Below are 22,976 nucleotides of genomic sequence, written 5' to 3' on the forward strand. Positions count from 1 at the left end.
CTGCCCGGCCTTGCGCCGGGTATAGATAGCCTGAAAGAAGTGATAAAATATCCGGGTTAACTCTCTAAAAAGTAAGAATGAATGACCGTAGAAACGCAGCTCAACCCTACACAGCCAGTAAATCAACAGATTTACCGTATTCTTCGCCGTGATATCGTGCATTGTCTGATTGCACCCGGTACACCGCTGTCGGAGAAAGAGGTTTCCGTACGCTTTAATGTGTCACGCCAACCGGTACGAGAAGCATTCATCAAACTGGCAGAAAACGGCCTGATTCAGATCCGCCCGCAGCGTGGCAGCTACGTGAACAAGATTTCGCTGTCGCAGGTGCAAAATGGTTGTTTTGTCCGCCAGGCGATTGAATGTGCCGTGGTACGCCGCGCCGCATCGCTGATCAACGATCAGCAGTGCTATCAGCTTGAACAGAATTTGCATCAGCAGCGCATCGCAATTGACCGAAAACAAATCAATGATTTCTTCCAGCTTGATGATGAGTTTCATCAGAAACTGGCTTTAATCGCCGAGTGCCAACTCGCCTGGGATACCGTCGAGAATATTAAGGCAACAATTGACCGAGTTCGTTATATGAGCCTGGATCATATTTCCCCGCCTGAAATGCTGCTACGCCAGCATCACGATATTTTTGCCGCCCTTGAGAAGCATGATGGCGATGCGGTCGAGCGCGCAATGATGCTCCATCTCCAGGAAATCGGTGAGTCCGTTCAGCTTATTCGTCAGGAAAATAGCGACTGGTTCAGCGAAGATTAATACTACGCTCACCTCACTCCGGGGTGAGTTTCTCCTGCGTTTTCCCCTCTCCCGCATAACTGCATAAAAAAAGCTGTGATTTTGATCGAAAACAAAAAAAATCATTAACGAGAAGCGTATTTATATTGCGCCCGTTACGTGGGACTAAAAGCCCACGGGCTTTGACGGTAAGTTGGAAAGGAGAAAACACCATGAAAACATACGATCGTAACCGTAACGCAATCACCACTGGCAGCCGCGTCATGATCAGCGACACCGGACTCACAGGCCGCATTACAGCGATAGATACCGATGGCCTGACCGCTGAGCAGATCCGCCGCGGGAAAACAGTGGAAATCGAAGGATGTGAAGGCAAATACGCCCCCCTCGAGCTGATTCGTTTAGGCATGAACTAATTGGTGTGAATGCCAGAAAACACAGCGCCATCTGGCCGTTGCAAGCCAGATGGCGACATAAAGCATAATCTTCGTTACTTCAGTTTTGCTGCATACTTCGCAACCGTCGCCTTCGCCCCTTCAGCCAGTAAAGTAAGATACGCTTGTGTGACCTGCCGATTGAACAGTTCAACCTGTGGCAGTTCACGGCCAAAAATAGCATCGATTGCCAGCAGCGCCTGAACGCGCTCTTCGCCCTCGTTGCTGCTACGCACCGCATTCTGGATCACCGGCAACAGTGGATCGCTAATTTCAATCGCCTGGCCCTGTTCATCCACACCACCGACGTAACGCATCCAACCAGCGACACCCAGTGCCAGCAGCGCAAAGTCACTACCGTGCACAATGTGCCAACGAATGGAATCAAGCATACGCTGCGGCAGTTTTTGGCTACCGTCCATGGCGATCTGCCAGGTACGATGACGCAGCGCCGGATTGCTGTAGCGTTCAATTAACAGATCGGCGTAGCGCTGTAGGTCAACACCTTTTACTTTCAGCGTAGGTGCTTGTTCCTGCAACATCAGCGCACGTGCAGCAAGACGATAGTTTTCATCACCCATGCAATCGTTAATATGTTGATATCCCGCCAGATACCCAAGATACGCAAGGAAAGAGTGGCTGCCGTTGAGCATACGCAGTTTCATCTCTTCAAACGGAATGACATCAGCCACCAGTTCCGCCCCGGCCTTTTCCCATTCAGGACGGCCGGCAACAAAGTTATCTTCAATTACCCACTGGCGGAACGGTTCGCATGCCACGCCTGCCGGGTCGCGTACACCGGTGATATGTTCAATTTTGTCCAGCGTCTCCTGCGTAACCGCCGGGACAATGCGGTCAACCATGGTTGATGGGAATGTCACATGTTGTTCGATCCACGCGGCCAGTTCCATATCCACCGCTCGGGCATATGCAGTGACAACATTGCGCATCACATGACCGTTTTCTGGCATGTTATCGCAGGACATCACGGTAAAGGCGGCTAAACCCGCAGCTTTGCGACGAGCCAGGGCTTCAACCACCACACCCGGCGCAGTTTTAGGCTGTTTGGGGTTTTGCAGATCGGCTGCAATCATTGGATTGTCTAACATCAGTTGGCCGGTCGCCGGAGAATGGCAGTATCCTTTCTCGGTGATGGTCAGGGAAACGATCGCGACCTGAGGTTCACACATCGCTGCCAGTACGCTTTCCAGACCATCAACCTGCGCATGCAATGCGTTTTTCACCACGCCCACGACTCTCGCGGTCCAGGCATCAGCAGACATCTCTGCAACGGTATACAGATTATCTTGCTGTTTCAGATCGAAAATCTGCTGCTCGCCGCCAATCAGGTTCACTTCGCAGTAGCCCCAGTCACTGCCGTGATCGGCGGCCAGAATGTCTGCGTAAACACCCTGATGTGCGCGGTGAAACGCGCCAAACCCCAGATGAACAATACGCGGAACCAGTTTTGAACGATCGTAGTCAGGAAGTGCAGCCTTTGCCGCTAAGAGCTTATTTTGCATGGTATGGCCTACTTATAAATGAAATCAGGACTGTTCCAGAGTAACGCCTGTATGGTTGTATGTTTTGATTTGCATTAAGCTTTTTATGATTGGTATGACATCATTTATTGAGTTATGAACCAAAATCGGTGAGTTTGGCGGCATACTGCCGCCAATCGATATTAGTGTTTCTGCCACTGCTGATATTCACGTTTAAGTCTTTGCGGTGCAGTTTCCGGCATCATCAACAAACCAATAATTGAAATAACTCCAAGCACAATCACATAGGTTGCAAGTCCATAGTAATGTCCACCTGTTACTTGCAGAATTTTTACTGCTACTAAGCCAAGAATCCCGCTGCCTATTAGCGACCCCAGTTGCCAAATTAATGCTATTCCGCTACAGCGAATATGAGTTGGGAAAAGCTCTGGAAAATAAGAGGCCTGAGGTGCGTAGCACATACTATGCCCAATACTCAGAACCAGGATCATTACTATTTGTGTAAGCCAAAAACTATCCTGATTAATCGCAAGAAAGAAAGGAATAATCATAACGACCTGCAGCAACGCGCCGATAATATAAACTGGTTTACGTCCAATTTTATCGCATAGCGACCCCATCAACGGTATTGCAATGATTTCTATTATGACCGCAACGATCATTGTCTCCATCAAAATATTAGCATCAAGATTGTTTGCCTTACCGTAAGCCAAAACAATCACTGTGAACATTGCAAATGTGCAAGCTTCAATTAGTTTCGCACAGACCCCCTTGACAACAATGCCAGGAAAATCGCGGATAACTTCAACTAATGGACGTGATTCTTCTGCTTTTGTCTCCCTAATCTGAGCAAAGACCGGTGACTCATCAATTTTTAAGCGGATAAACAGCCCTACAATAACCAGTAACAGACTCAAAAGGAACGGTATACGCCACCCGTAATCCATCATTGCCTCTGGAGAAAGTGTGGCATTTAACAGCGCAAAGAGTGCTAACGGCAGAAGAAAACCAACCGGGGCACCAATTTGAACCCAACTGGAAAAAAATCCACGATTTTTGGGTTCAGAATATTCAGCAGTCATCAGTACTGCACCGGCTTGCTCTCCTCCAACACCAAATCCCTGTAATACACGAATAAAAATAAGTAAAGCTGGAGCCCAGACACCAATTTTCTCATATGTAGGTAATAACCCGATACAAAACGTCCCCAAACCTACAATTAATATGGTAATAACCAGTGCTTTTTTACGCCCAACCTTATCGCCAATATGACCAAAGACAATTCCTCCTAATGGTCTTGCGAGGAAACCAACAGCATAGGTTGCAAAAGCAGCGAGAGTACTTATTAACGGATCATCACTTGGGAAAAATAAATGACCAAAAAAGAGTACAGCAGCTGTCCCGTATGCAAAAAAATCATAATACTCAGCTGCTGTACCAATTGCGGATGCTGAAGCCACTCGGCGAATAATGGGCTTATTATCTACGTTATCTTTAATATCGACTGAACTAACCATAAGTTTAACCTTCTGTAGGGTATTGGGTTAATCAACATCTTTCGTACGTAAAATTTATATTTACCAGTTCCACAGCGTGCCATCTTCCAGGCGAGCAACGGGCAGATATGCAGGGTCATACGGATATTTCGCCGCCAGTTTTTCGTCAAACTCGATCCCAAGACCAGGTTTGTCTCCTGGGTGCATATAGCCGTTATCAAAGGTCCAGTTATGTGGGAACACTTCCAGCATTTGCTCGGAATAGCCCATATATTCCTGTACGCCGAAGTTCGGCACCCACAGATCAAAATGCAGCGCGGCGGCCATGCACACAGGCGACAGATCGGAAGGTCCATGTGAACCGGTACGAACCTGATACAGCGACGCGAAATCGGCAATCCGGCGCATACCGGTGATACCACCCGCATGGGTGATGGTGGTGCGGATATAGTCGATCAGTTGTTCTTCAATAAGCTGTTTACAGTCCCAGATACTGTTGAACACTTCCCCTACCGCAATCGGCGTGACCGTATGCTGGCGGATCAGGCGGAAGCACTCCTGGTTTTCAGCTGGCGTTGGGTCTTCCATCCAGAACAAACGGTACTGTTCAATGCTTTTGCCAAAACGGGCCGCTTCAATTGGCGTCAGGCGGTGGTGCATATCGTGCAGGAGATGTTCGTTGAAACCAAACTTGTCACGCACGGCAGCAAACAATTTTGGTGTGAAATCCAGGTATTTCTCCGTTGACCACAACTGCTCTTCCGGCCATTGCCCTTTGGTGGCGGGTTCGTAGGCCAGTCCTTTGCCTTTAGACATACCGTAAGTGGTTTTCATACCCGGCACGCCGCACTGCACGCGAATAGCTTTAAAGCCCATTTCTTTATGACGCGCATAATCTTCGAGTACGTCATCAACGGTATGGCCTGTGGTGTGACAGTAGACCATAACCCCTTCACGAGAAGCACCGCCGAGCAACTGGTACAACGGCATATTCGCCGCTTTCGCTTTGATGTCCCAGAGAGCCATATCCACCGCAGAAATCGCCGACATGGTGACCGGACCACGACGCCAGTACGCACCTTTGTAGAAAAACTGCCAGATGTCCTCAATACGATGCGCATCGCGACCAATAAGCTGCGGACACACGTGATCTTTCAGATACGACGCCACGGACAGCTCGCGTCCATTTAACGTGGCATCTCCCAGCCCGGTGATCCCATCTTCTGTCGTAATTTTCAACGTTACAAAATTACGCCCAGGACAGGTGACAAACACTTCAGCCCCAACAATCTTCATTTCTTATTCCCTACATCTGTTCTTGTGATGCAGGAAACTTACTCAACTGAGCTACTACCATACAAGTATAAAGATCAAAAAAACGCTGTTTGATCACAAAAAAGGCGCTATGCGCGCCCCCATCCAGCCACAATGATCAACATGCCGCACAATGCCACCAGCGCGCCAGACCAGTCATATAAACTGAGTTTTACACCATCGACAATGCGTAGCCATAGCAGCGCGGTCACCACGTAAACACCGCCATAGGCTGCGTATACACGCCCGCTGGCTGCCGGATGCAACGTCAGCAACCAGACGAATACAGCCAGTGATACCCCGGCGGGTATCAGCAACCAGGCTGTAGCCCCTCGCTTAAGCCAGAGCCAGGGTAAAAAGCAGCCAATGATTTCGCATAACGCGGTGACGAAAAAAAGAAATGTGGTCTTAAGCATTGATGTTATTCAGTTACCTTCGGTTTAACCATGATACGACAGAATCTCGTTAGCGTATCCATATCTACCGGGTGGGTATGCCCGCAAACTGGAATAGTGTAGAATTTAACCCTGTTTTATCGTTTTTACCCTTTCCCATAAAAGGAATTCACCATGAAAATTACACTGACCAAACGCCTGTGCCTGACGGCTATGCTGACGCTGGCTGCGGCTGTGTACACCTCTTCCGCATTTGCTGAAACCAGTAAACTGATCATTGAATCCGGAGACAGTGCGCAAAGTCGTCAACAAGCCGCAATGGAAAAGGAACAATGGAACGATACGCGCCAGCTTCGCCAGAAAGTCAACAAACGTGCAGAGAAGGAGTGGGACAAAACCGACGCTGCCTTCGATAGTCGTGATAAGTGCGAGCAGAGCGCTAATATTAATGCGTACTGGGAACCTAACACCCTGCGCTGCCTTGACCGCCGTACTGGCCGCACCGTTGCTCCATAATCATTGCACTTTGAAGGATATTGAAAGGATACGATATGACTAGCGCCCTCAGTGTTAAGTTGCGCCCGCTGGAGCGTGAAGATTTACGATTCGTCCATCAGCTTGATAATAATGCCAGCGTAATGCGTTACTGGTTTGAAGAACCTTACGAAGCGTTTGTTGAGCTGTCAGACCTGTATGACAAACATATCCACGACCAAAGCGAACGTCGCTTCGTGGTGGAGTGCGACGGTGAAAAAGCCGGGCTGGTGGAGCTGGTTGAAATTAACCATGTGCACCGCCGGGCCGAATTTCAGATCATTATTTCGCCGGAATATCAGGGGAAGGGTCTGGCCTCACGGGCGGCTAAGCTTGCGATGGATTACGGCTTTACCGTGCTCAACCTCTATAAGTTGTATCTGATCGTCGATAAAGAGAACGAAAAGGCTATCCACATTTACCGTAAACTCGGTTTTATGGTGGAAGGTGAGCTGATTCATGAATTCTTTATCAACGGCCAATACCGCAACACTATCCGCATGTGCATCTTCCAGCAGCAGTATCTGGCAGAACACAAAACGGCAGGCCCTAACCTGTTGCAACCTACCGCTCAGTAAAGGCGATTAGTAGTAATCGATAGTGTTTTCAATCGAGTAATGATGTTCAACTGCCGGCTTCACGCTCTCGTCAACGATAACGAGCTGGCAGTTGACCGGATTTGCGTATTCATCGTATTTGCACGTTTGTTTTACATTGCCTAACGGATGATTGTTGAGCAGACTCACCGCGGTGTAATCCAGCTTCTTCAACGGGTCGACCGACGGTTTGGCATCAACCTGTAAGGTATTGTCCTTATTGACGGTTGTTTTACCCAGCGGGTAGCCTTCCGCATCATATCGATACTGCACCTTCATCTCTTTCCCCGTGGCAGAAACGACAAAACCGTTATCGTCGGTATCCCACACCACTCCTGCCGCTGGCAGTTCCGCCAGTTGGCATTTGCCCTGTAAACGGATCCGTTTTTCCAGCGTTTCGGCATCCCGGTAGTAGTTTGCATCCAGGACCAGCGCCATACCGGTATTGTTTTCAATATCGTGCAGTTCAAGCGTATCGAAACACCCTTCCTGTGACAGCGTACCAACAACGCGCTTAGTGACCTCACCTTTATCATTAAGCAGCGTCTGACTGAAATCTTTCACCGGCCCGCGCAGCGGATCGAAATCAAATTCATTGGAAAAACTGGCCATTTCCGGCGTAAAGGAAACCAGCCCTTTGGCATTATCACACCCAACCAGCACGACACACAGGAAACCTAACAGGGTCTGTTTCTTCACATTTTTCACCGGGATAAGAAGATAATTCTCAATCATATTAGCAAATACAGTTATTTACACCAGAAATGCTAATCTTAGTCTATGTCGATCATAAAGGAGCTGATGATGAAATACGTAACAGGAATTGCCACGATCTTACTGGCAGTTGCATCCCCACAGGTTCTGGCGGCACCTGCGTCATGTGAACGCGTGAAAAGCGATATCGAGCAGCGCATCATCAATAATGGCGTCGCAGAGTCCAGCTTTACGCTGAACATTGTCCCCAACGATCAGGCCGATCAACCTGATTCACTGGTGGTAGGACATTGTGCAAACGATACGCACAAAATTCTCTACACCCGGACTAACAGTGGAAACGCCCCTGCCAATAGCTCGCCTGCACAGGACGGGCACGTCGCCGAACCGCAATAAATCATACCCTCCGTATGCGGAGGGTTACTCCAGTTTGATATGCATTAAAATGCCATACTCATAAATGGGTAAACTCACTCCATTATTAGCATGCTATTAATTTCGCTATAGAGATTAATATATAGCGATAACTATAATGGAGTGAGTTATGTCTGATACTGAGCAATATGGAGGTATTAGCCGCAGGATGTTAGTGAAATCCTCGGCTATAGGTTCGTTGGCGCTTGCCGCTGGCGGGTTATCGTTACCTTTTGGGATGCGCACCGCAGCTGCTGCTGCGGTACAACAGGTGATACAACCGGCTGAAGAGAAAGTGGTTTGGGGTGCTTGTTCCGTGAACTGCGGAAGTCGTTGTGCCCTGCAACTCCACGTCAAAGATGACGAAGTCGTATGGGTGGAGTCTGATACGACCGGAGACGATATTTATGGTCAGCACCAGGTGCGCGCCTGTTTGCGTGGACGCTCAATCCGTCGACGGATCAATCATCCGGATCGCCTCAATTATCCTATGAAGCGCGTGGGCAAACGCGGTGAGGGTAAATTCGAACGCATAACCTGGCAGGAAGCACTGGATACCATCAGCACCAGTTTAAAAAATACCGTACAGAAATACGGTAATGAGGCCGTGTATATCAACTACACCTCTGGCATTGTCGGCGGCAACATTACTCGCTCCTCCCCTTATGCCTCGCTGGTTGCTCGCCTGATGAACTGCTATGGCGGATTCCTGAGCCATTACGGCACCTACAGTACCGCACAAATCGCGGCGGCAATGCCTTACACCTACGGCTCAAATGACGGCAACAGTACCTCCGACATTGAAAACACGAAGCTGGTGGTGATGTTCGGCAATAACCCTGCCGAAACGCGCATGAGCGGCGGTGGCATAACATACTTCCTTGAGCAGGCCCGGGAGCGTTCTAACGCCCGCATGATCGTCATCGACCCGCGTTATACCGATACCGCTGCGGGTCGTGAAGATGAGTGGATCCCTATCCGTCCGGGAACCGATGCCGCACTGGTGGCGGGAATCGCCTGGGTCCTGATTAACGAAGATCTCGTCGACCAGGCGTTCCTCGACACATATTGCGTCGGTTATGACGAGAAAACCCTACCCTCTGACGCTCCCGCTAACGGACATTACAAGGCCTATATACTTGGCAATGGCGATGACGGTGTCGCTAAAACGCCCCAATGGGCCTCGCATGTCACAGGGATCCCGGCCGAGCGCATCATTAAACTGGCACGGGAAATCGGTAGTACAAAACCGGCGTATATTTGTCAGGGTTGGGGTCCACAACGTCAGGCTAACGGCGAACTGACTTCGCGCGCGATCGCAATGCTGCCAATCCTGACCGGCAACGTTGGCATCAACGGCGGCAATAGCGGTGCGCGAGAATCAACCTACACCATCACGATTGAACGCATGCCGCTGCCGGATAATCCCATCAAGACCCAGATATCCTGCTTTAGCTGGACCGACGCCATCGCCCGGGGTCCGGAAATGACCGCAACCCGCGATGGCGTGCGCGGTAAAGATAAGCTTGATGTACCGATTAAATTTATCTGGAACTTCAAGGACTTGAAGCGGACCCTTAGTAGGCCTGAGGTCCTGCATTGAGTCAAGACCTTGTGTCATTCTTTGTGCCAGACTTGTGTCATTAGACGGGATGTCTAGACGGCTGGTCAGGACCCCCGGTGGCCTCGGTCTGGACTTGAGGTGGGCCTATGGGGGGAAGTCTGCTGGCTTAATGTATTAGATGGTCATTCACATTTTTCTGTCAGAAACCATCGGTCCCACTGTGAGTCCAAACCTAAGCCCCCAGAAGCCCACCCACAGCCTTAGGCAGAGTGTCGAATACATTTACACCGAGTCGACCGGAGAGGACCATATAGAGGCCCACAGAGAGGAACACGAGTTTATAGACCAGAGTCAGGAGGGACCTTAGGTCTGCGGAAGTCATAGACATTGGCTCCTCCTTCGCCTGTATACTACCATACCAGTAATAAGGCCCAGACCATTAGTCCAGACCGTAGTTAGTTAATCACAGTGACAGGCCACCACCTGAAGTCCTGCTGATATTCAGTCCAGACTTACCTCTTACCCATTGGTCTTACCTCCCTCGGTCTCCTGACCTTGGGTATCGACTACAGCTTGCTGAGCGTCATCTGGAGGAGCTACAGGAGGAGCTACAGGAGGCGGGACCGAAGCCCCACCTTGAGTCCCACCACCACCTGTCAGGCCCTTGGCGATGGACCTGAAGCCTTTACTAATGCTCTTACCCATTGGTCTTACGCTTCGGTCTTGGTGAACTTCAGGCGTTTGACTACAGGCAGGACGGCAGTAGCTGAGCCAGTGCCCATCTTGATGGTCGTAGCAGCTTCAGCGACAACGAACACTTTACCGAGGATTTCCAAGTCGTGGGACTGAGAGTCGCCATCACGTGAAAGGACGACCGTAATATTCTCACCGTCGTGACGGAAGCAGCCGAAGCTCAGGGCCGTGAAGCGTTTAGCCAGCATGAACACACCTTTGTCCTCACCGTTGTAATACGCGATGTCGGTACCCAGCATATCCACGATAGCGTCTTCACCAGAGAAGCCCTGTTTAGCAGCCAGACGGGACAGCGCTTTCAGTTGGGACTCATGGGCGATGATGCCGTAATCAGACACTTCAGAGCCGAAAGAGGACTCGGTGTTCTCAAACAGAGCGTCCATGATAGCGTCTGCCTTAGTGGTCAGGCTTCCAGTCAGGACTGGCAGCTCTACGGTCTTCAGCAGCTTGGAGGACTCCAGAACGTCAACCATGCGAGCGTTGATGGTACGGACCACATTCTCACAGATGTTCATAGCGTCCTGCTGGAGTGTGCCCTGAGTGAATCCGGTGGATGACTTGGCGTCCCAGAGCTTGGTCTGCTCAGAGATGAGAATAGCCTGCTCGATTGGTTCGACCACGATTTCTTGTCCAGACGGAACGGTCACGACTTCAGGTCGCTTACCACCACGGACAGGAACGACCACAGAGCGGTCAGCCAGAGTGTGGGCGATGATTGGGGTAGGCAGGCTATTGCGGGTAGGCAGGACTTCTACAGGGAACGGAATGTTATCCTGAGCGTCTTTAAGTACACCGTTCAGCATAGCCTTAACCGTCTTAGCTAACTGGAGGGCATAGACCTGTGGGTCAGCGTTAGTTGGCAGACCTTCGTTAACCTGAATGTTGTCGGTGTCGGTGATACGTACTGGCTCAATGCCGAACTGATAGCTATCTTTAATCATGGTCATAATAATCAATCTCCTAAATTAGTTTTAGATACTGTGGGTCCCGACATCGGGTCAGGACCACTTGTGTGTCTGTGTCTTAGAGGCTGTCCATCCAGTTACCGCCTGACTCAATGTCAGCGACGATAGCGGCACGGGAGCGACCAGCGGAATGGGTAGCACTGCGCAGGTTCTCACCATAGGTCCGGCGTTCAGCTTTGACCTGTTCGCGGCGCTGTAGCTCTTTCTGCCACTCTGCATCGGTCATGTTCTCTTCACGCATACGCTCAGCCTGAATGCGCTGCTCTTTAGCGATACGCTCAGCCTCGGCTCGCTTGTTCTGCTGGCGACGTTGGTAGGCGATCATCAGGTCATTACTGAAGAAGTTACCAATAGCTACGCCAGCTTCAGCCAGAGCTTCCAGTAACTCCATAGACTCACGGCTGGTAGACGGCAGGCCTGACAGGTAGCCCGGAATGAGGGTCTTGATAGCGAGCGACAGCGGATAGGACTGACCGTCCAGACTCACAGTATTTTCATAGAGATTGATGTCGGTGACTGACAGTTTCCAGTCTTGGTTATTGAATAACGCACTAGCTTTGCTAGACATAGTAATTACTCCCCTTGAGGGTTGAGACTATCGGTCGACCACAGGCGTGTTTAGTCCTGCGGCGTCTCCCCGCATCGGTCATCTCAAAAGGTTTAAAATTAGGTATTGAGCAGGTGAGCTGCTAACGGTTAGGCGGCAGTTTCATAGCGACCAGTTGGGCTATTAGCTCGTCTCGTGATTGGTGCTGGCGGGTCTCATCTTCCGGGTCTAGACCAAGCTCCTTCAGGATGACTTCAGTCCGATAACCACGGTAACGGAGAGTCATGCGACCCTCAGGTGTGCGCGGGTCAATCATCTTAGAGTCCCTCCAGCTTGCCGGATTGGGCCTGCTTCAGGAGGTGCTCTTGCTTCTGCTGGTCGGTGCCAGTGAAGGCAATAAGGATGCCTCGCAGTTTATCGACTATCGCAGGCTTACCGAAGACCTCCAATCCCTTAGCGTTGAAGCGAAAGTTATAACCACCCGCTGAGAACTTCTGGTCTGACGGCTTAATGATACGAAAGCAGTCGGAATACTTCGGATTTACAGACCACTCGTTACTGATAGGGTTCTTACGAAAGAGGCCACGATGCTGAAGAAGTGCGGACATTAGCTTCTGAGCGGGTAGACCATAGGTTTTGCAGTAGTCGCCCCAAGTCACGCCTCGACGGTTAGCGGACTGAGTGGCTGCTCGCGTCTTCTGGTCTTCCAGTAATTGCTTGTCCTTCTCAATTCGTCGGATGTAGTCAAGGACTTTGCGACGCACAGCTTTAGACTCGCGCATACCGACCAGTAACAATTGGTCTCCGGTCAGCGTGATTGATTCCATCTGACGACCACCACCTGTAGGTGTAATCAGAGCGGTCGCAAAAGTTTTGCAATCGTCCAGCTCATCGCGGACACGGGCTAAGAATTGGTCATTACGGACCGGAGCCTCGCCAGCTTCTGAACGAGCAGGATTGATAACAGTCGTCAGGAACTCATAGGAAGACATAGAGAATTCATTGTTAAAGATGACTACTTGTTGAGACATTTACGTGTACTCCTTTTGTTTGCACCCTGAAGTCGCACCCTACTGACCTACTCAAGCCCCCACGTAAAGGGAGACCAGCAGGCAACAGGACGCAAACAGAATGACTTGAGGTAATTGGGGTTAGTGGTCTGCGATGACCATAGAGATGAAGGTTCGACAGCATGTCCGAGCGTGTGTGGTGATAGACTTAAGTCACGAGACCAAAGAACACACAGGCTGACCAGAGGTTGTCTTGCCTTAGGCTGGTGGCTAGCTTGCTAGCGTGGACCACGGTTTCTCGCTTGCCGTCTCTCAGGAGGTCAGAGGCGAGATATGGTCCCTATAGTGATAGTTTAGTCAAACAGGAATGAACTTCGGAGAACTTGACGCGAAAGTGTTCAGTACTTCCAGTGAGACCCGAAGCGTGGAGACCACATCATAGCGACCATAGTTTACTTCGGGCTGACAGGACTGGAGGCTGGACTTAAAGTTCTTCTTATTGGAATTGTGATAACACAATCCATAACAAGATAAACTCATGGTCTCCTCAAGCCTGCTGGTCAGACTCAAAGTTCCAACCTCAGACACCACCACTGGTCTAACCTCTTTGAGTTTCCGCCTGTCCACAAATGGATGGCAGACCTCAGCAATGGTGTCTTGGTTCTTCAGTTATCCGCGCAGCGATTATCACAGAGCCAACTTAAAGTCGGATGTGGTCTTCTGCTCCCCGCCTGTCAAAAGGGAAGATAACCTACGTTAAAGGGAATGGTCTCAGACAAAGGTGATTTAACACTAGGCGTATGCGGATGGTTTCCAATCGGTCCGCTACCGGAAGCCTGAGACTAAATGAATGTGTGTATGGGTCGAGGGCTAGGGGTCCCCTATAGTGATAGTTTAGTCCCCTTCCCTATAGTGAGGTATAATGCCCGCTAATTGTAACCCTTGTAAACTATATCAATTATAATATTTCGCAGAACCATATCTATCCTTAAAATGCTAGTTAAGCCCCTACGTTCAGACGCTAGGCCACATTGACACCCCACTGACCCCGAAAGCTAACATCAGGTTTCTACGCTCGGCTGCCGGAAGGTCCTCTTCAGAAGGCCTGTAACCGTTATCATAAATCTCATGGTCAATATGCTTTGCCATCTCAATGTATTTCTTAAGGAGGTCGGCAGTTAATCCCCGGAATTGTTCGGAGTTTACCGCCAAGACACCTCTTGCAATATCGTCTTGGTTATCCAAATGATCCGCTGAGAAATTATAGCTGGAAGTGTACGAATCGCCGTGAGCAATTGCATCTCTTACCTCAAGACACTCTTTGATAATTTGATAAGGTTTTGTCCCCATATAATTAGTAAAGCCGCACAATTTTAACGTTTTCTTGTGCATTGTCTTTCTGCACTCTGGTTTCGTCTTATCGTAACCGGGGTCAACCTGTTTTCTATAGAAGATGAACATAGCCTCAATAGTAAAGGCAGTGAATATGATACCTGTACGATAATGGTGCTCACGCTCCCACTCCTCGGTCGCCAGACCTGCTAACCCCAAACAGGTTTCAGCAGTAATCATACATTCATATGACGGCTTATTTTCTTTACGGACTTTAAACTCTTTAACCATTACGATTCTCCACTCACATCCCTACCAGTGCCAGATTTAGCGCATCAGCCAGACGTCCAACCGCGTGCCCCTTCCCGTACAGGTCGTAAGTGATTGACTGCGAGCTATGACCTAAGATGCCCTGAGCGTCCACCAGATTGACACCACGCTCTTTCATACGGGTCGCCAGCCAATGCCTCAGACTATGAAGCGAGACGTTATCGGCGTCTGGCAGGGCCTCAGTCAGGACCCGAGAGTTAAACCAGCTAGAGTAGGCGCTCGGTGTCATCCCGAAGAGAGGACCATCATCAGGCTGAGCGTCTACCCACGACAGAAAGGACGTCAGGTCAAACCCATAAGCGCCATCGGTCAGCGGTACAAGTCGGACTGAATGCTTGTTCTTTACGGACTTCCCGTCCCCATCTTCATTAATGTCGATACAGACCATCTTATCAATCGTTACAATGTCACGTTTAATCAGGTGGCAGACCTCAGCAGACCTAGCTCCAGTGACCACAGATACCAGAGTCGCCCATCTGCGAGCCTCAGAGGTCGTGTGAGCGGTGTGTCGCGTGAACTGATACTCAGCCTCTACCCGGACAAGAAGTCTCTCCAGCTCCTCGTCAGTGAATGCTCTACGCTTGGAGTCTACATCCTTAGTTAACTTCATGCGCTCAATCGGGTTGCGGCCCTCAAGTTGCCCATTCATCAGGCCATAGTCCAGACACATCTTCGCCTTAGTCAGCAGCTTGTTAATCGTCGACGGTCTCACCTCAGAAGCCAGCATAGCGTCCCTGACAGCCAGCCACTCAGAGCGAGACATCAGGTCCATGTCTTCAGGCAGGAACCGGGAGACGGTATTCAGTGAGGACGAGAGGTCCTTGTAGCTGGAGGACTTCAGGGTCTGGACCTTCTCAGCCAGCAGCGAGGACACTAGCTCAGAAAAACTACAGATAGTGACCTCAGGTTGGCGCTCCTGTGTGAAAACTACTGGTCTATCCCCCTGCTCATTCTTCAGAATTGACGTAGAGTCGCCTATAGTTGAGTAATCAGTATGGTTATTATCATCAATCAGCTTAATCAGACCAGAGGTATCACCAGTGTCTACCCTCTGCTGTGCTGCGGTCAGGACTTCAAGCGCTAACCTTATGCCCTTCTGCTGGTCCAGACTTAAGGCTTGCGTAGCGGCTAGCTCCTTCAGGTTGGACTTCTCGTCGACCAAAGTAGCGACCTCAAGTCCATTCCAGTAATCGTCACTAGCGTCTGTCAGGAACTGCTCAGCCATAGACCGGAGGTGCTCTGTAAGCTCCTGTAGCGAGACTTCAGGTCTATCCAACATGAAGGCCTTAGCTGTGGCTGCAAGCTCTCTCTGACGCATTGTGGCTACTCTCCTGTTTGTGCTGCGGGTCGATACTGAAAGAAACGGTGTGGTCTGTCCCTTGAGTCTGAAGCGGATAGTATATCGACCATTGGCTCTACGGACTAACTGAGGCTTAGCTACGCCGAGTAGATTGATTTGTGTCAGCCTTGTGTCAGGACTTGGGGTGTAGACTTGCTGATACAGATAGGGAGACCCAGAGAAAGAACTGGATGGATATACAGTATTGTCATGGTTAATGTCAGTCATATCAGGACCTTAAGTAGCGTTGAGTCAACTACTTCAAGTCCGTCCATCCGTCTGACAGTGGAGTCTATCTGGAACTACGCGGGCAACACCATTACTAATCAGCACTCAGATATCAATAAAACGCATGAGATCCTTCAGGATGATACGAAATGCGAAATGATAGTGGTCATCGAAAATTTCATGACATCTTCGGCGAAATATGCCGATATTCTGCTGCCGGACCTAATGACCGTCGAACAGGAAGACATCATTCCTAACGACTATGCAGGCAACATGGGATACCTCATTTTTATTCAACCCGCGACGTCACCGAAGTTCGAACGCAAACCGATCTACTGGATAATGAGCGAAGTCGCCAAACGCCTTGGCAATGATATCTATCAACGGTTTACGGAAGGCCGTACTCAGGAACAGTGGCTCCAGTATCTGTATGCAAAAATGCTGGCCAAGGACCCCGCGCTCCCTTCTTATGACGAGCTGAAAAAAATGGGGATCTATAAACGCAAAGATCCTAACGGGCATTTTGTCGCTTATAAAAAATTCCGCGACGATCCGCAGGCAAATCCACTAAAAACTCCGTCAGGAAAGATTGAAATTTACTCCAGCCGACTGGCAAAAATTGCCAGCACCTGGGAATTGCAGAAGGACGAAGTAATTAGCCCGCTTCCCGTCTACGCCTCCACTTTTGAAGGGTGGGACGATCCCAAACGCAGCGCATTTCCGCTGCAGTTGTTTGGCTTTCATTACAAATCCCGTACGCACTCCAGCTACGGCAATATCGATGTTCTGCAGGCGTCCTGTCGTCAGGAAGTGTGGATCAATCCCGTCGATGCCCAAAAGCGTGGTATTGCAAATGGCGATATGGTGCGGGTCTTTAACGATCGCGGGGAAGTACGTATTCCGGCCAAAGTGACGCCACGGATCCTGCCTGGCGTCAGCGCAATGGGCCAGGGTGCATGGCACGATGCAGATATGGCCGGCGACAAGATTGACCATGGCGCCTGCGTCAATACGCTGACAACACAGCGCCCTTCACCGCTGGCAAAAGGCAACCCACAGCATACTAATCTGGTCGAGATCGAGAAGGTTTAAGGACTAACCCATGACAACTCAGTATGGATTTTTTATTGATTCCAGTCGTTGCACCGGGTGCAAAACCTGCGAGCTGGCCTGCAAAGACTACAAAGACCTCACTCCTGACGTCAGTTTCCGGCGGATTTACGAATACGCAGGTGGTGACTGGCAGGAAGACAACGGCGTCTGGCACCAGAACGTTTTTGCCTACTATCTCTCTATCTCCTGTAACCACTGCGAGGATCCGGCCTGCACCAAGGTTTGTCCTAGTGGGGCTATGCATAAGCGTGAGGATGGTTTTGTGGTGGTCGATGAAGACGTTTGCATTGGCTGTCGCTACTGTCATATGGCCTGCCCATACGGTGCGCCACAGTACAATGCTGCGAAAGGACATATGACCAAGTGCGATGGCTGTCATGACCGCGTGGCAGACGGCAAAAAGCCCATCTGCGTCGAGTCCTGTCCGCTGCGTGCGCTGGATTTTGGCCCCATCGACGAACTGCGCAAAAAACATGGTGAACTGGCTGCCGTCGCCCCGCTGCCGGGTGCGCACTTCACCAAACCAAATATTGTGATCAAACCAAACGCCAATTGCCGCCCGACCGGGGATACCACGGGTTTTCTGGCTAATCCAAAAGAGGTGTAAAATGGGAAATGGATGGCATGAATGGCCGCTGGTACTGTTCACGGTGCTGGGCCAGTGCGTAGCAGGGGCGCTGATCGTAAGTGGTTACAGCTGGCTGACCGCTAAAGACGAGCTGGTAAAACAGCGTATCGTTCGCAGTATGTTTTTTCTCTGGCTGGTGATGGGTATCGCCTTTCTCGCCTCGGTCATGCATTTAGGTTCGCCGCTGCGCGCGTTAAACTCGCTGAACAGAATTGGCGCATCGGCGCTGAGTAACGAAATCGCCAGTGGTTCACTGTTTTTCGCCGTCGGTGGCTTGTGGTGGCTGGTGGCATTTCTCGGTAAAATGCCCGCAGCGTTAGGTAAAATCTGGCTGCTATTGAGCATGCTGCTGGGCCTGGTATTTGTCTTTGCGATGACCAACGTCTACCAGATAGACACCGTCCCAACCTGGTATAATGGCTATACCACACTGGCATTTTTCATGACGATGCTGCTCACTGGACCGCTTTTTGCCGCTCTGCTGCTGCGTGCTGCAGGTGTTTCTTTTAACGCCGCCAGATTCGCCGGTATCAGCGTGCTGGCCCTGCTGGTGACCGTGGTGGTTATTGTGCTGCAGGGACTGTCACTCGGCGAGATCCACAGTTCGGTACAATATGCCAGCGCACTGGTTCCCGACTACGGCAGTTTACAGGTCTGGCGTGTCCTGCTGCTGGCTGCGGGTCTGGGTTGCTGGATATGTCCGTTGATCCGTCGCAAAGGACCGTCCGTTGGCGGGTTGGCGCTCGGGTTAATTCTGGTGCTTGTCGGTGAAATCATTGGCCGCGGATTGTTTTACGGTTTACATATCACAGTCGGAATGGCTGTTGCAGGTTAACTTTCGGGTGCGGGGCAACCCGCACTATTCAGGATTGTTTGCATGACCCATTTTTCACAACGAGACAACTTTTCTACTGCAGCGCGTGTGCTCGGCGCGCTGTTTTATTATGCCCCAGACAGTGCCGAAGCTTCGGCACTGGTCAGTGCGTTAAGAACCGATGGCTGGCAGGCGCAGTGGCCGCTTGAAAAGACAACGCTTTCGCCGTTGGTCGCACAGTTTCAGGCTGAGGCCGATGAGTCTCTCCCACAGGCCTGGCAACGTCTGTTTGTTGGCCCCTATGCGCTCCCTTCTCCGCCCTGGGGATCCGTCTGGCTGGATCGTGAAAACGTGTTGTTTGGCGACTCCACGCTGGCTTTGCGTCAGTGGATGCGGGACAACGGCATCCAGTTTGCCATGCAGCAAAATGAGCCAGAAGATCACTTTGGTTCACTGCTGTTGCTGACGGCCTGGCTTGCTGAGAACGAAAGCCACACCGAGTGCGAACAACTGCTGGCCTGGCATCTGTTCCCATGGTCATCGCGCTTCCTTAATGTGTTAATCGAAAAAGCCGACCACCCGTTCTACCAGGCGCTGGGTGAGCTGGCGCGTCTGACGCTGGCACAGTGGCAATCACAGTTACTGATCCCGGTAGCCGATAAGCCTTTGTTTCGTTAATTTCGTCACAGGTAGGATGCGTCCTGCCTGTGGTGCATCCTGTTGCGCACGCTGAGCTTTTGCTTCTGTTGCCTAATAGCCGCAAAATAGAGCGTCTGAATTTTCCAGTCTGGCCACTCATGCATCATTTACATGCTTACCCTGACCTGCGTGCCATGTTCCGCCGCCTGCTGATCGCCGCGTTGATTGGCGTCCTTGCTGCGCTGGCCGTCGCAGGATTTCGTCATGCCATGCTGCTTCTCGAATGGTTGTTTCTGAGCAACAACACGGGGAGTCTGGTCAACGCAGCGACAAACCTTTCGCCTTTAAGGCGTATGCTGACACCTGCGCTCGGCGGTCTGGCAGCGGGATTACTACTGTGGGGCTGGCAAAAATTTAACCGTTTACGTCCACAGGCTCCCACTGATTATATGGAAGCCCTGCAAACCGACGGGCAATTTGACGTCAGTGCAAGTCTGGTGAAATCGCTGGCATCGTTACTGGTCGTCGCCAGCGGGAGCGCCATCGGACGTGAAGGTGCCATGATTTTACTGGCGGCCCTGGCGGCCTCCTGCTTTGCTCAACGCTTTACCCCGCGTACAGAATGGAAGTTATGGATTGCCTGCGGCGCCGCTGCAGGTATGGCTGGAGCCTATCATGCCCCGCTGGCGGGCAGTTTATTTATTGCCGAAGTATTGTTTGGCACGCTGATCCTCGCCTCACTGGGACCGGTAGTGGTATCCGCCGTAGTCGCATTACTCACCACCAATCTGCTTAGCGACAGCAATGCGCTGCTGTATACCGTGCACCTGTCGCGGGAATTACATGCTCTGGAATACGTTATGATTGTCAGCACCGGTCTGGCTGCTGGCATCTGCGGACCGCTCTTCATGTGGTTGATGACTGCCAGCCATAATGTATTTTTGCGCTTAAAACTCTCGCCGCCGTGGCAACTGGCGCTTGGCGGGCTGATCGTTGGCCTGCTTTCATTGCTCACGCCAGCGGTCTGGGGTAATGGCTACAGCGTGGTGCAGTCATATTTACTTTCGCCACCGCTGCTGGCCGTGGTTAGCGGGATTTTTATCTGCAAATTACTGGCGGTGCTTGCCAGCAGTGGATCCGGTGCGCCGGGTGGCGTGTTTACGCCAACGCTGTTTGTCGGCTTATCGGTGGGCATGCTGCTGGGTCAGGTATGGGGATTATGGCTTCCGGGCTCGGATGAAATTGCCATTTTGCTGGGATTAACGGGGATGGCCACGCTGCTGGCGGCTACCACGCATGCACCAATAATGTCGACGTTGATGGTTTGTGAAATGACCGGGGAGTATCGCCTGCTCCCCGGATTACTGATTGCCTGTGTCCTGGCGTCGGTGCTGTCGCGTACGTTACGCCACGACTCTATCTACCGACAGCACGCTGCCGAGCATTGACAGGCGGATGTACTGCGACAGTTCACGCTGCTCTGCACGAGGCAGATAAGGCAGTTCACCGATCAGCGGTGCAGGTAATTTTTTACCCAGCACATCAATGATTTCCGCATAATGCGCCAGCCCAGGATTAATGCGATTCGCAACCCAGCCAATCAACGGCAGTCCGTCGCTGGCTATCGCCTGCGCGGTGAGGATCGCATGATTAATACAGCCTTCCTGGATACCCACTACCATCAGCACCGGCAGTTGTTCCTGCACCACCCACTCCGATAACGGACGCAGATCGTTCATCAAGCTCCGCCAGCCTCCGGTGCCTTCCACGACAACGTGATCGACTTTTTCGCTGAGGCTTGCGAGACCGTTGGATAACAGGGTGTAATTGACCGGACCACTATGCGCCACGCTACTTTCATCTTCGCTCAACGCAATTGGGTTAATCGCCTCATAGGGCAGCTCGATAGATGACACACTTTGCAGTACCAGTGCATCTTTGTTGCGCAGACCTTCAGGCGTCTCTTTGCTGCCTTTGGCTACAGGTTTGTAACCTGCAACGCTTTTACCCCCTGACGCTAACGCTTGTAGTAATGCGCGGGAAACCACGGTCTTCCCAACAGAAGTGTCTGTACCTGTAATAAAGAAACGCTTCAGCATCACTAACTCCACCGTTATGCTTTGAAAATATAAGTCAGGAAAATAAAACAGTGGAGAAAGTCTAAGGTATGACGACCAGGATCAGCTTGAGATAGCGCAATTTTTCGTACAACAGTTAAAAAATGTTAACCCTGTAATAGACGAATCAACAAAGAACCGTTATACATCGCGTCCTTCACGAGTGCCGCCCCTGCCATCGTCCCCTGATTGGTAAACTGGGTACTTTCAACGACTATATGCTGACTGTAAGCCGGAAGCGCCTGCTGACGAATGCTGTCAGCGATGGTTGGGAACAAGATATCTGCCGCTTTACTGAGCGGAGAGCCAATCAATATCTTTTGCGGGTTGAACAAATTCACCATGATGGCAAGAATTCGACCGACGTGGGTCCCGACGCCGCTAATGATATCTTTCGCCAATAAATCACCCTGCATGGCCGCCAGACACAGCGCGTCTACCGTTAACGGTTGTCCATGTAGAGAAGAACTCATTGACTGCTTCAGCCGCACCTGCGCCAATTCGAGCACGCTGTCGACGCTGGCGATTGTTTCCAGACAACCATGGTTGCCGCAGTAGCAGCGTTTACCGTAGGGATCGACCTGCGTATGGCCAATCTCCACCAGGCTACTGCTGCCTGCATGCAGCAAATGGCCGTCAGTGATCACCCCGGCACCCACGTTATGATCGATCACCACCTGAATGACGTCACGCGCACCGCGCGATGCGCCAAAAAGCGCCTCGGCCATCGTCCAGGCGCTGATATCGTGCTGAATATACACCGGCACACCGGTATGGTTCTCAAGCGCTTCGCCCAACGGCATCTCTTTGACATCTTCGTAAAATGGCATGCGATGAACGATACCGTTTTCAGTATCAATAATGCCGGGTAAGGTGATGGCAATGGAGGTTAAGCGCTCCAGCTTTTGCTGGTGGCGGATGAAAAACTGATCGACCTGCGTTATCACGCGATCCAGCAACGGTATTTCGCTGACCAGCGCCATTTCAAGACAATCTTCAACCACCAGTTTGCTGCTCAGATCGCGTAGCGCCAGAAAAATCTCGCCGCGACTGATACGAATGGATAAGTAGTGCCAGGCCTCCGTTTCGACAACCAGCCCAACGGCTGGACGCCCACGGCTCCCCGCTTCCTTGATTTCCAGCTCTTGCACCAGATGCGCTTCGAGCATTTCGCGGACAATTTTGGTAATGCTGGCAGGCGCCAATTGTGCCAGGCGAGAGAGATCAATACGCGATACCGGACCCAGCTGATCAATCAGGCGATAAACCGCGCCCGCATTGGTCTGCTTAATTTGATCGATATGCCCAGGCTGACTATCAGCAACCACCACTTACTCCCTTTATTTTCGCGCTCCGAAATAATCTGCGGGCTATGGTGAAGCACTTCAATGGCTTCCGTCAACTTTTTACTTAGCCTTGTGATTTACTGCACATTTTCGCCCATTTTTAAA

The 22,976-nt window shown here is 51.0% G+C and carries 21 protein-coding genes and 2 pseudogenes; 11 read left to right on the forward strand and 12 right to left on the reverse strand.

Annotated elements, in window-relative coordinates; genetic code table 11:
• Positions 1 to 81: 81 nt before the first annotated feature.
• Together IB222_RS12010 and ydfZ are read left to right on the forward strand one after the other, a co-directional pair.
• Positions 82 to 768 carry a GntR family transcriptional regulator gene (locus IB222_RS12010; RefSeq protein ID WP_003032396.1) on the forward strand — a complete coding sequence of 229 codons (687 nt, stop codon included), beginning with the start codon at positions 82 to 84 and terminating at the stop codon, positions 766 to 768.
• A 191-nt stretch (positions 769 to 959) separates the two neighbouring features.
• Complete coding sequence (ydfZ, locus tag IB222_RS12015; protein ID WP_003032393.1) at positions 960 to 1,163, forward strand: putative selenium delivery protein YdfZ; 204 nt, start codon at positions 960 to 962, stop codon at positions 1,161 to 1,163.
• Positions 1,164 to 1,237: 74 nt separating this feature from the next.
• Here the strand turns inward: ydfZ and IB222_RS12020 are convergent, their stop codons facing one another.
• From IB222_RS12020 to IB222_RS12035, 4 genes are all read right to left on the reverse strand, one after another.
• Positions 1,238 to 2,704, reverse strand: a complete 1,467-nt coding sequence (locus tag IB222_RS12020) for a mannitol dehydrogenase family protein (RefSeq protein ID WP_149280924.1) — start codon at positions 2,702 to 2,704, stop codon at positions 1,238 to 1,240.
• 161 nt (positions 2,705 to 2,865) lie between these two features.
• Entirely contained in the window at positions 2,866 to 4,200 is a 1,335-nt protein-coding gene (locus tag IB222_RS12025) for an MFS transporter (RefSeq protein WP_063941577.1), read from the reverse strand.
• A gap of 60 nt (positions 4,201 to 4,260) precedes the next feature.
• Complete coding sequence (rspA, locus tag IB222_RS12030; protein WP_003832907.1) at positions 4,261 to 5,475, reverse strand: starvation-sensing protein RspA; 1,215 nt, start codon at positions 5,473 to 5,475, stop codon at positions 4,261 to 4,263.
• Between the two features lie 107 nt (positions 5,476 to 5,582).
• The gene (locus tag IB222_RS12035) at positions 5,583 to 5,909 is read right to left on the reverse strand and encodes a YnfA family protein (protein ID WP_003832904.1); all 327 of its coding nucleotides are present in this window, start codon (positions 5,907 to 5,909) and stop codon (positions 5,583 to 5,585) included.
• Between the two features lie 153 nt (positions 5,910 to 6,062).
• On the opposite strand from IB222_RS12035, the gene IB222_RS12040 reads away from it, so the two are divergent.
• A complete protein-coding gene (locus IB222_RS12040) occupies positions 6,063 to 6,404 on the forward strand; it encodes a DUF1283 family protein (protein WP_003832903.1) in 342 nt (113 codons plus the stop codon).
• Positions 6,405 to 6,439: 35 nt separating this feature from the next.
• The gene (gene speG / locus IB222_RS12045) at positions 6,440 to 7,000 is read left to right on the forward strand and encodes a spermidine N1-acetyltransferase (protein ID WP_003832900.1); all 561 of its coding nucleotides are present in this window, start codon (positions 6,440 to 6,442) and stop codon (positions 6,998 to 7,000) included.
• A 6-nt stretch (positions 7,001 to 7,006) separates the two neighbouring features.
• On the opposite strand, the gene IB222_RS12050 is transcribed toward speG, so the two are convergent.
• Positions 7,007 to 7,717, reverse strand: coding sequence for a YnfC family lipoprotein (locus IB222_RS12050; protein ID WP_149384280.1), 711 nt, complete (start codon positions 7,715 to 7,717; stop codon positions 7,007 to 7,009).
• Between the two features lie 102 nt (positions 7,718 to 7,819).
• On the opposite strand from IB222_RS12050, the gene IB222_RS12055 reads away from it, so the two are divergent.
• Together IB222_RS12055 and IB222_RS12060 are read left to right on the forward strand one after the other, a co-directional pair.
• Complete coding sequence (locus IB222_RS12055) at positions 7,820 to 8,128, forward strand: DUF1161 domain-containing protein (protein ID WP_122973942.1); 309 nt, start codon at positions 7,820 to 7,822, stop codon at positions 8,126 to 8,128.
• Between the two features lie 148 nt (positions 8,129 to 8,276).
• Positions 8,277 to 9,704: pseudogene (locus tag IB222_RS12060) on the forward strand (molybdopterin-dependent oxidoreductase); the annotation flags it as partial.
• Between the two features lie 716 nt (positions 9,705 to 10,420).
• Here the strand turns inward: IB222_RS12060 and IB222_RS12065 are convergent.
• The 5 genes from IB222_RS12065 to IB222_RS12085 form a co-directional block, all read right to left on the reverse strand.
• Entirely contained in the window at positions 10,421 to 11,410 is a 990-nt protein-coding gene (locus IB222_RS12065) for a hypothetical protein (protein WP_149384282.1), read from the reverse strand.
• Positions 11,411 to 11,486: 76 nt separating this feature from the next.
• Positions 11,487 to 11,996 (reverse strand): hypothetical protein, encoded by a 510-nt coding sequence (locus tag IB222_RS12070; RefSeq protein ID WP_149384283.1) that lies wholly within the window; start codon positions 11,994 to 11,996, stop codon positions 11,487 to 11,489.
• Between the two features lie 296 nt (positions 11,997 to 12,292).
• On the reverse strand, positions 12,293 to 13,006 hold the full coding sequence (locus tag IB222_RS12075; protein WP_149384284.1) for a hypothetical protein: 714 nt from the start codon (positions 13,004 to 13,006) through the stop codon (positions 12,293 to 12,295).
• A 993-nt stretch (positions 13,007 to 13,999) separates the two neighbouring features.
• Positions 14,000 to 14,608: a hypothetical protein gene (locus IB222_RS12080; RefSeq protein ID WP_188055312.1), complete on the reverse strand. Its 609-nt coding sequence runs from the start codon at positions 14,606 to 14,608 to the stop codon at positions 14,000 to 14,002.
• Between the two features lie 13 nt (positions 14,609 to 14,621).
• Positions 14,622 to 16,214: a site-specific integrase gene (locus tag IB222_RS12085; protein ID WP_188055315.1), complete on the reverse strand. Its 1,593-nt coding sequence runs from the start codon at positions 16,212 to 16,214 to the stop codon at positions 14,622 to 14,624.
• A gap of 57 nt (positions 16,215 to 16,271) precedes the next feature.
• Between IB222_RS12085 and IB222_RS12090 the strand changes: the two are divergent.
• The 5 genes and pseudogenes from IB222_RS12090 to clcB form a co-directional block, all read left to right on the forward strand.
• Positions 16,272 to 17,306: pseudogene (locus IB222_RS12090) on the forward strand (molybdopterin dinucleotide binding domain-containing protein); the annotation flags it as partial.
• 10 nt (positions 17,307 to 17,316) lie between these two features.
• Complete coding sequence (gene dmsB / locus IB222_RS12095; RefSeq protein ID WP_008784727.1) at positions 17,317 to 17,934, forward strand: dimethylsulfoxide reductase iron-sulfur subunit DmsB; 618 nt, start codon at positions 17,317 to 17,319, stop codon at positions 17,932 to 17,934.
• Between the two features lies 1 nt (position 17,935).
• Positions 17,936 to 18,790 carry a dimethyl sulfoxide reductase anchor subunit family protein gene (locus IB222_RS12100; RefSeq protein ID WP_149384286.1) on the forward strand — a complete coding sequence of 285 codons (855 nt, stop codon included), beginning with the start codon at positions 17,936 to 17,938 and terminating at the stop codon, positions 18,788 to 18,790.
• 42 nt (positions 18,791 to 18,832) lie between these two features.
• Positions 18,833 to 19,447 carry a Tat proofreading chaperone DmsD gene (gene dmsD / locus IB222_RS12105; RefSeq protein ID WP_149384287.1) on the forward strand — a complete coding sequence of 205 codons (615 nt, stop codon included), beginning with the start codon at positions 18,833 to 18,835 and terminating at the stop codon, positions 19,445 to 19,447.
• Between the two features lie 119 nt (positions 19,448 to 19,566).
• On the forward strand, positions 19,567 to 20,856 hold the full coding sequence (clcB, locus tag IB222_RS12110) for a voltage-gated ClC-type chloride channel ClcB (protein WP_032934569.1): 1,290 nt from the start codon (positions 19,567 to 19,569) through the stop codon (positions 20,854 to 20,856).
• Here the strand turns inward: clcB and bioD are convergent.
• Together bioD and mlc are read right to left on the reverse strand one after the other, a co-directional pair.
• Positions 20,812 to 21,507 (reverse strand): dethiobiotin synthase, encoded by a 696-nt coding sequence (gene bioD / locus IB222_RS12115; protein WP_020996409.1) that lies wholly within the window; start codon positions 21,505 to 21,507, stop codon positions 20,812 to 20,814. The two genes, clcB and bioD, sit on opposite strands and share 45 nt — an antisense overlap.
• 125 nt (positions 21,508 to 21,632) lie before the next feature.
• Positions 21,633 to 22,853 (reverse strand): sugar metabolism global transcriptional regulator Mlc, encoded by a 1,221-nt coding sequence (mlc, locus tag IB222_RS12120; RefSeq protein WP_048226542.1) that lies wholly within the window; start codon positions 22,851 to 22,853, stop codon positions 21,633 to 21,635.
• Between the last annotated feature and the right edge of the window lie 123 nt (positions 22,854 to 22,976).

The sequence above is a fragment of the Citrobacter sp. C13 genome, from assembly GCF_014596815.2.
GTDB lineage: Bacteria > Pseudomonadota > Gammaproteobacteria > Enterobacterales > Enterobacteriaceae > Citrobacter > Citrobacter portucalensis.

Bases quoted from the DNA above. Each gene is read 5' to 3' on its own strand.
- IB222_RS12010 (WP_003032396.1), top strand. From the start codon at position 82: ATGACCGTAGAAACGCAGCTCAACCCTACACAGCCAGTAAATCAACAG.
- ydfZ (WP_003032393.1), top strand. From the start codon at position 960: ATGAAAACATACGATCGTAACCGTAACGCAATCACCACTGGCAGCCGC.
- IB222_RS12020 (WP_149280924.1), bottom strand. From the start codon at position 2,704: ATGCAAAATAAGCTCTTAGCGGCAAAGGCTGCACTTCCTGACTACGAT.
- IB222_RS12025 (WP_063941577.1), bottom strand. From the start codon at position 4,200: ATGGTTAGTTCAGTCGATATTAAAGATAACGTAGATAATAAGCCCATT.
- rspA (WP_003832907.1), bottom strand. From the start codon at position 5,475: ATGAAGATTGTTGGGGCTGAAGTGTTTGTCACCTGTCCTGGGCGTAAT.
- IB222_RS12035 (WP_003832904.1), bottom strand. From the start codon at position 5,909: ATGCTTAAGACCACATTTCTTTTTTTCGTCACCGCGTTATGCGAAATC.
- IB222_RS12040 (WP_003832903.1), top strand. From the start codon at position 6,063: ATGAAAATTACACTGACCAAACGCCTGTGCCTGACGGCTATGCTGACG.
- speG (WP_003832900.1), top strand. From the start codon at position 6,440: ATGACTAGCGCCCTCAGTGTTAAGTTGCGCCCGCTGGAGCGTGAAGAT.
- IB222_RS12055 (WP_122973942.1), top strand. From the start codon at position 7,820: ATGATGAAATACGTAACAGGAATTGCCACGATCTTACTGGCAGTTGCA.
- IB222_RS12065 (WP_149384282.1), bottom strand. From the start codon at position 11,410: ATGACCATGATTAAAGATAGCTATCAGTTCGGCATTGAGCCAGTACGT.
- IB222_RS12070 (WP_149384283.1), bottom strand. From the start codon at position 11,996: ATGTCTAGCAAAGCTAGTGCGTTATTCAATAACCAAGACTGGAAACTG.
- IB222_RS12075 (WP_149384284.1), bottom strand. From the start codon at position 13,006: ATGTCTCAACAAGTAGTCATCTTTAACAATGAATTCTCTATGTCTTCC.
- IB222_RS12080 (WP_188055312.1), bottom strand. From the start codon at position 14,608: ATGGTTAAAGAGTTTAAAGTCCGTAAAGAAAATAAGCCGTCATATGAA.
- IB222_RS12085 (WP_188055315.1), bottom strand. From the start codon at position 16,214: ATGACTGACATTAACCATGACAATACTGTATATCCATCCAGTTCTTTC.
- dmsB (WP_008784727.1), top strand. From the start codon at position 17,317: ATGACAACTCAGTATGGATTTTTTATTGATTCCAGTCGTTGCACCGGG.
- IB222_RS12100 (WP_149384286.1), top strand. From the start codon at position 17,936: ATGGGAAATGGATGGCATGAATGGCCGCTGGTACTGTTCACGGTGCTG.
- dmsD (WP_149384287.1), top strand. From the start codon at position 18,833: ATGACCCATTTTTCACAACGAGACAACTTTTCTACTGCAGCGCGTGTG.
- clcB (WP_032934569.1), top strand. From the start codon at position 19,567: ATGCATCATTTACATGCTTACCCTGACCTGCGTGCCATGTTCCGCCGC.
- bioD (WP_020996409.1), bottom strand. From the start codon at position 21,507: ATGCTGAAGCGTTTCTTTATTACAGGTACAGACACTTCTGTTGGGAAG.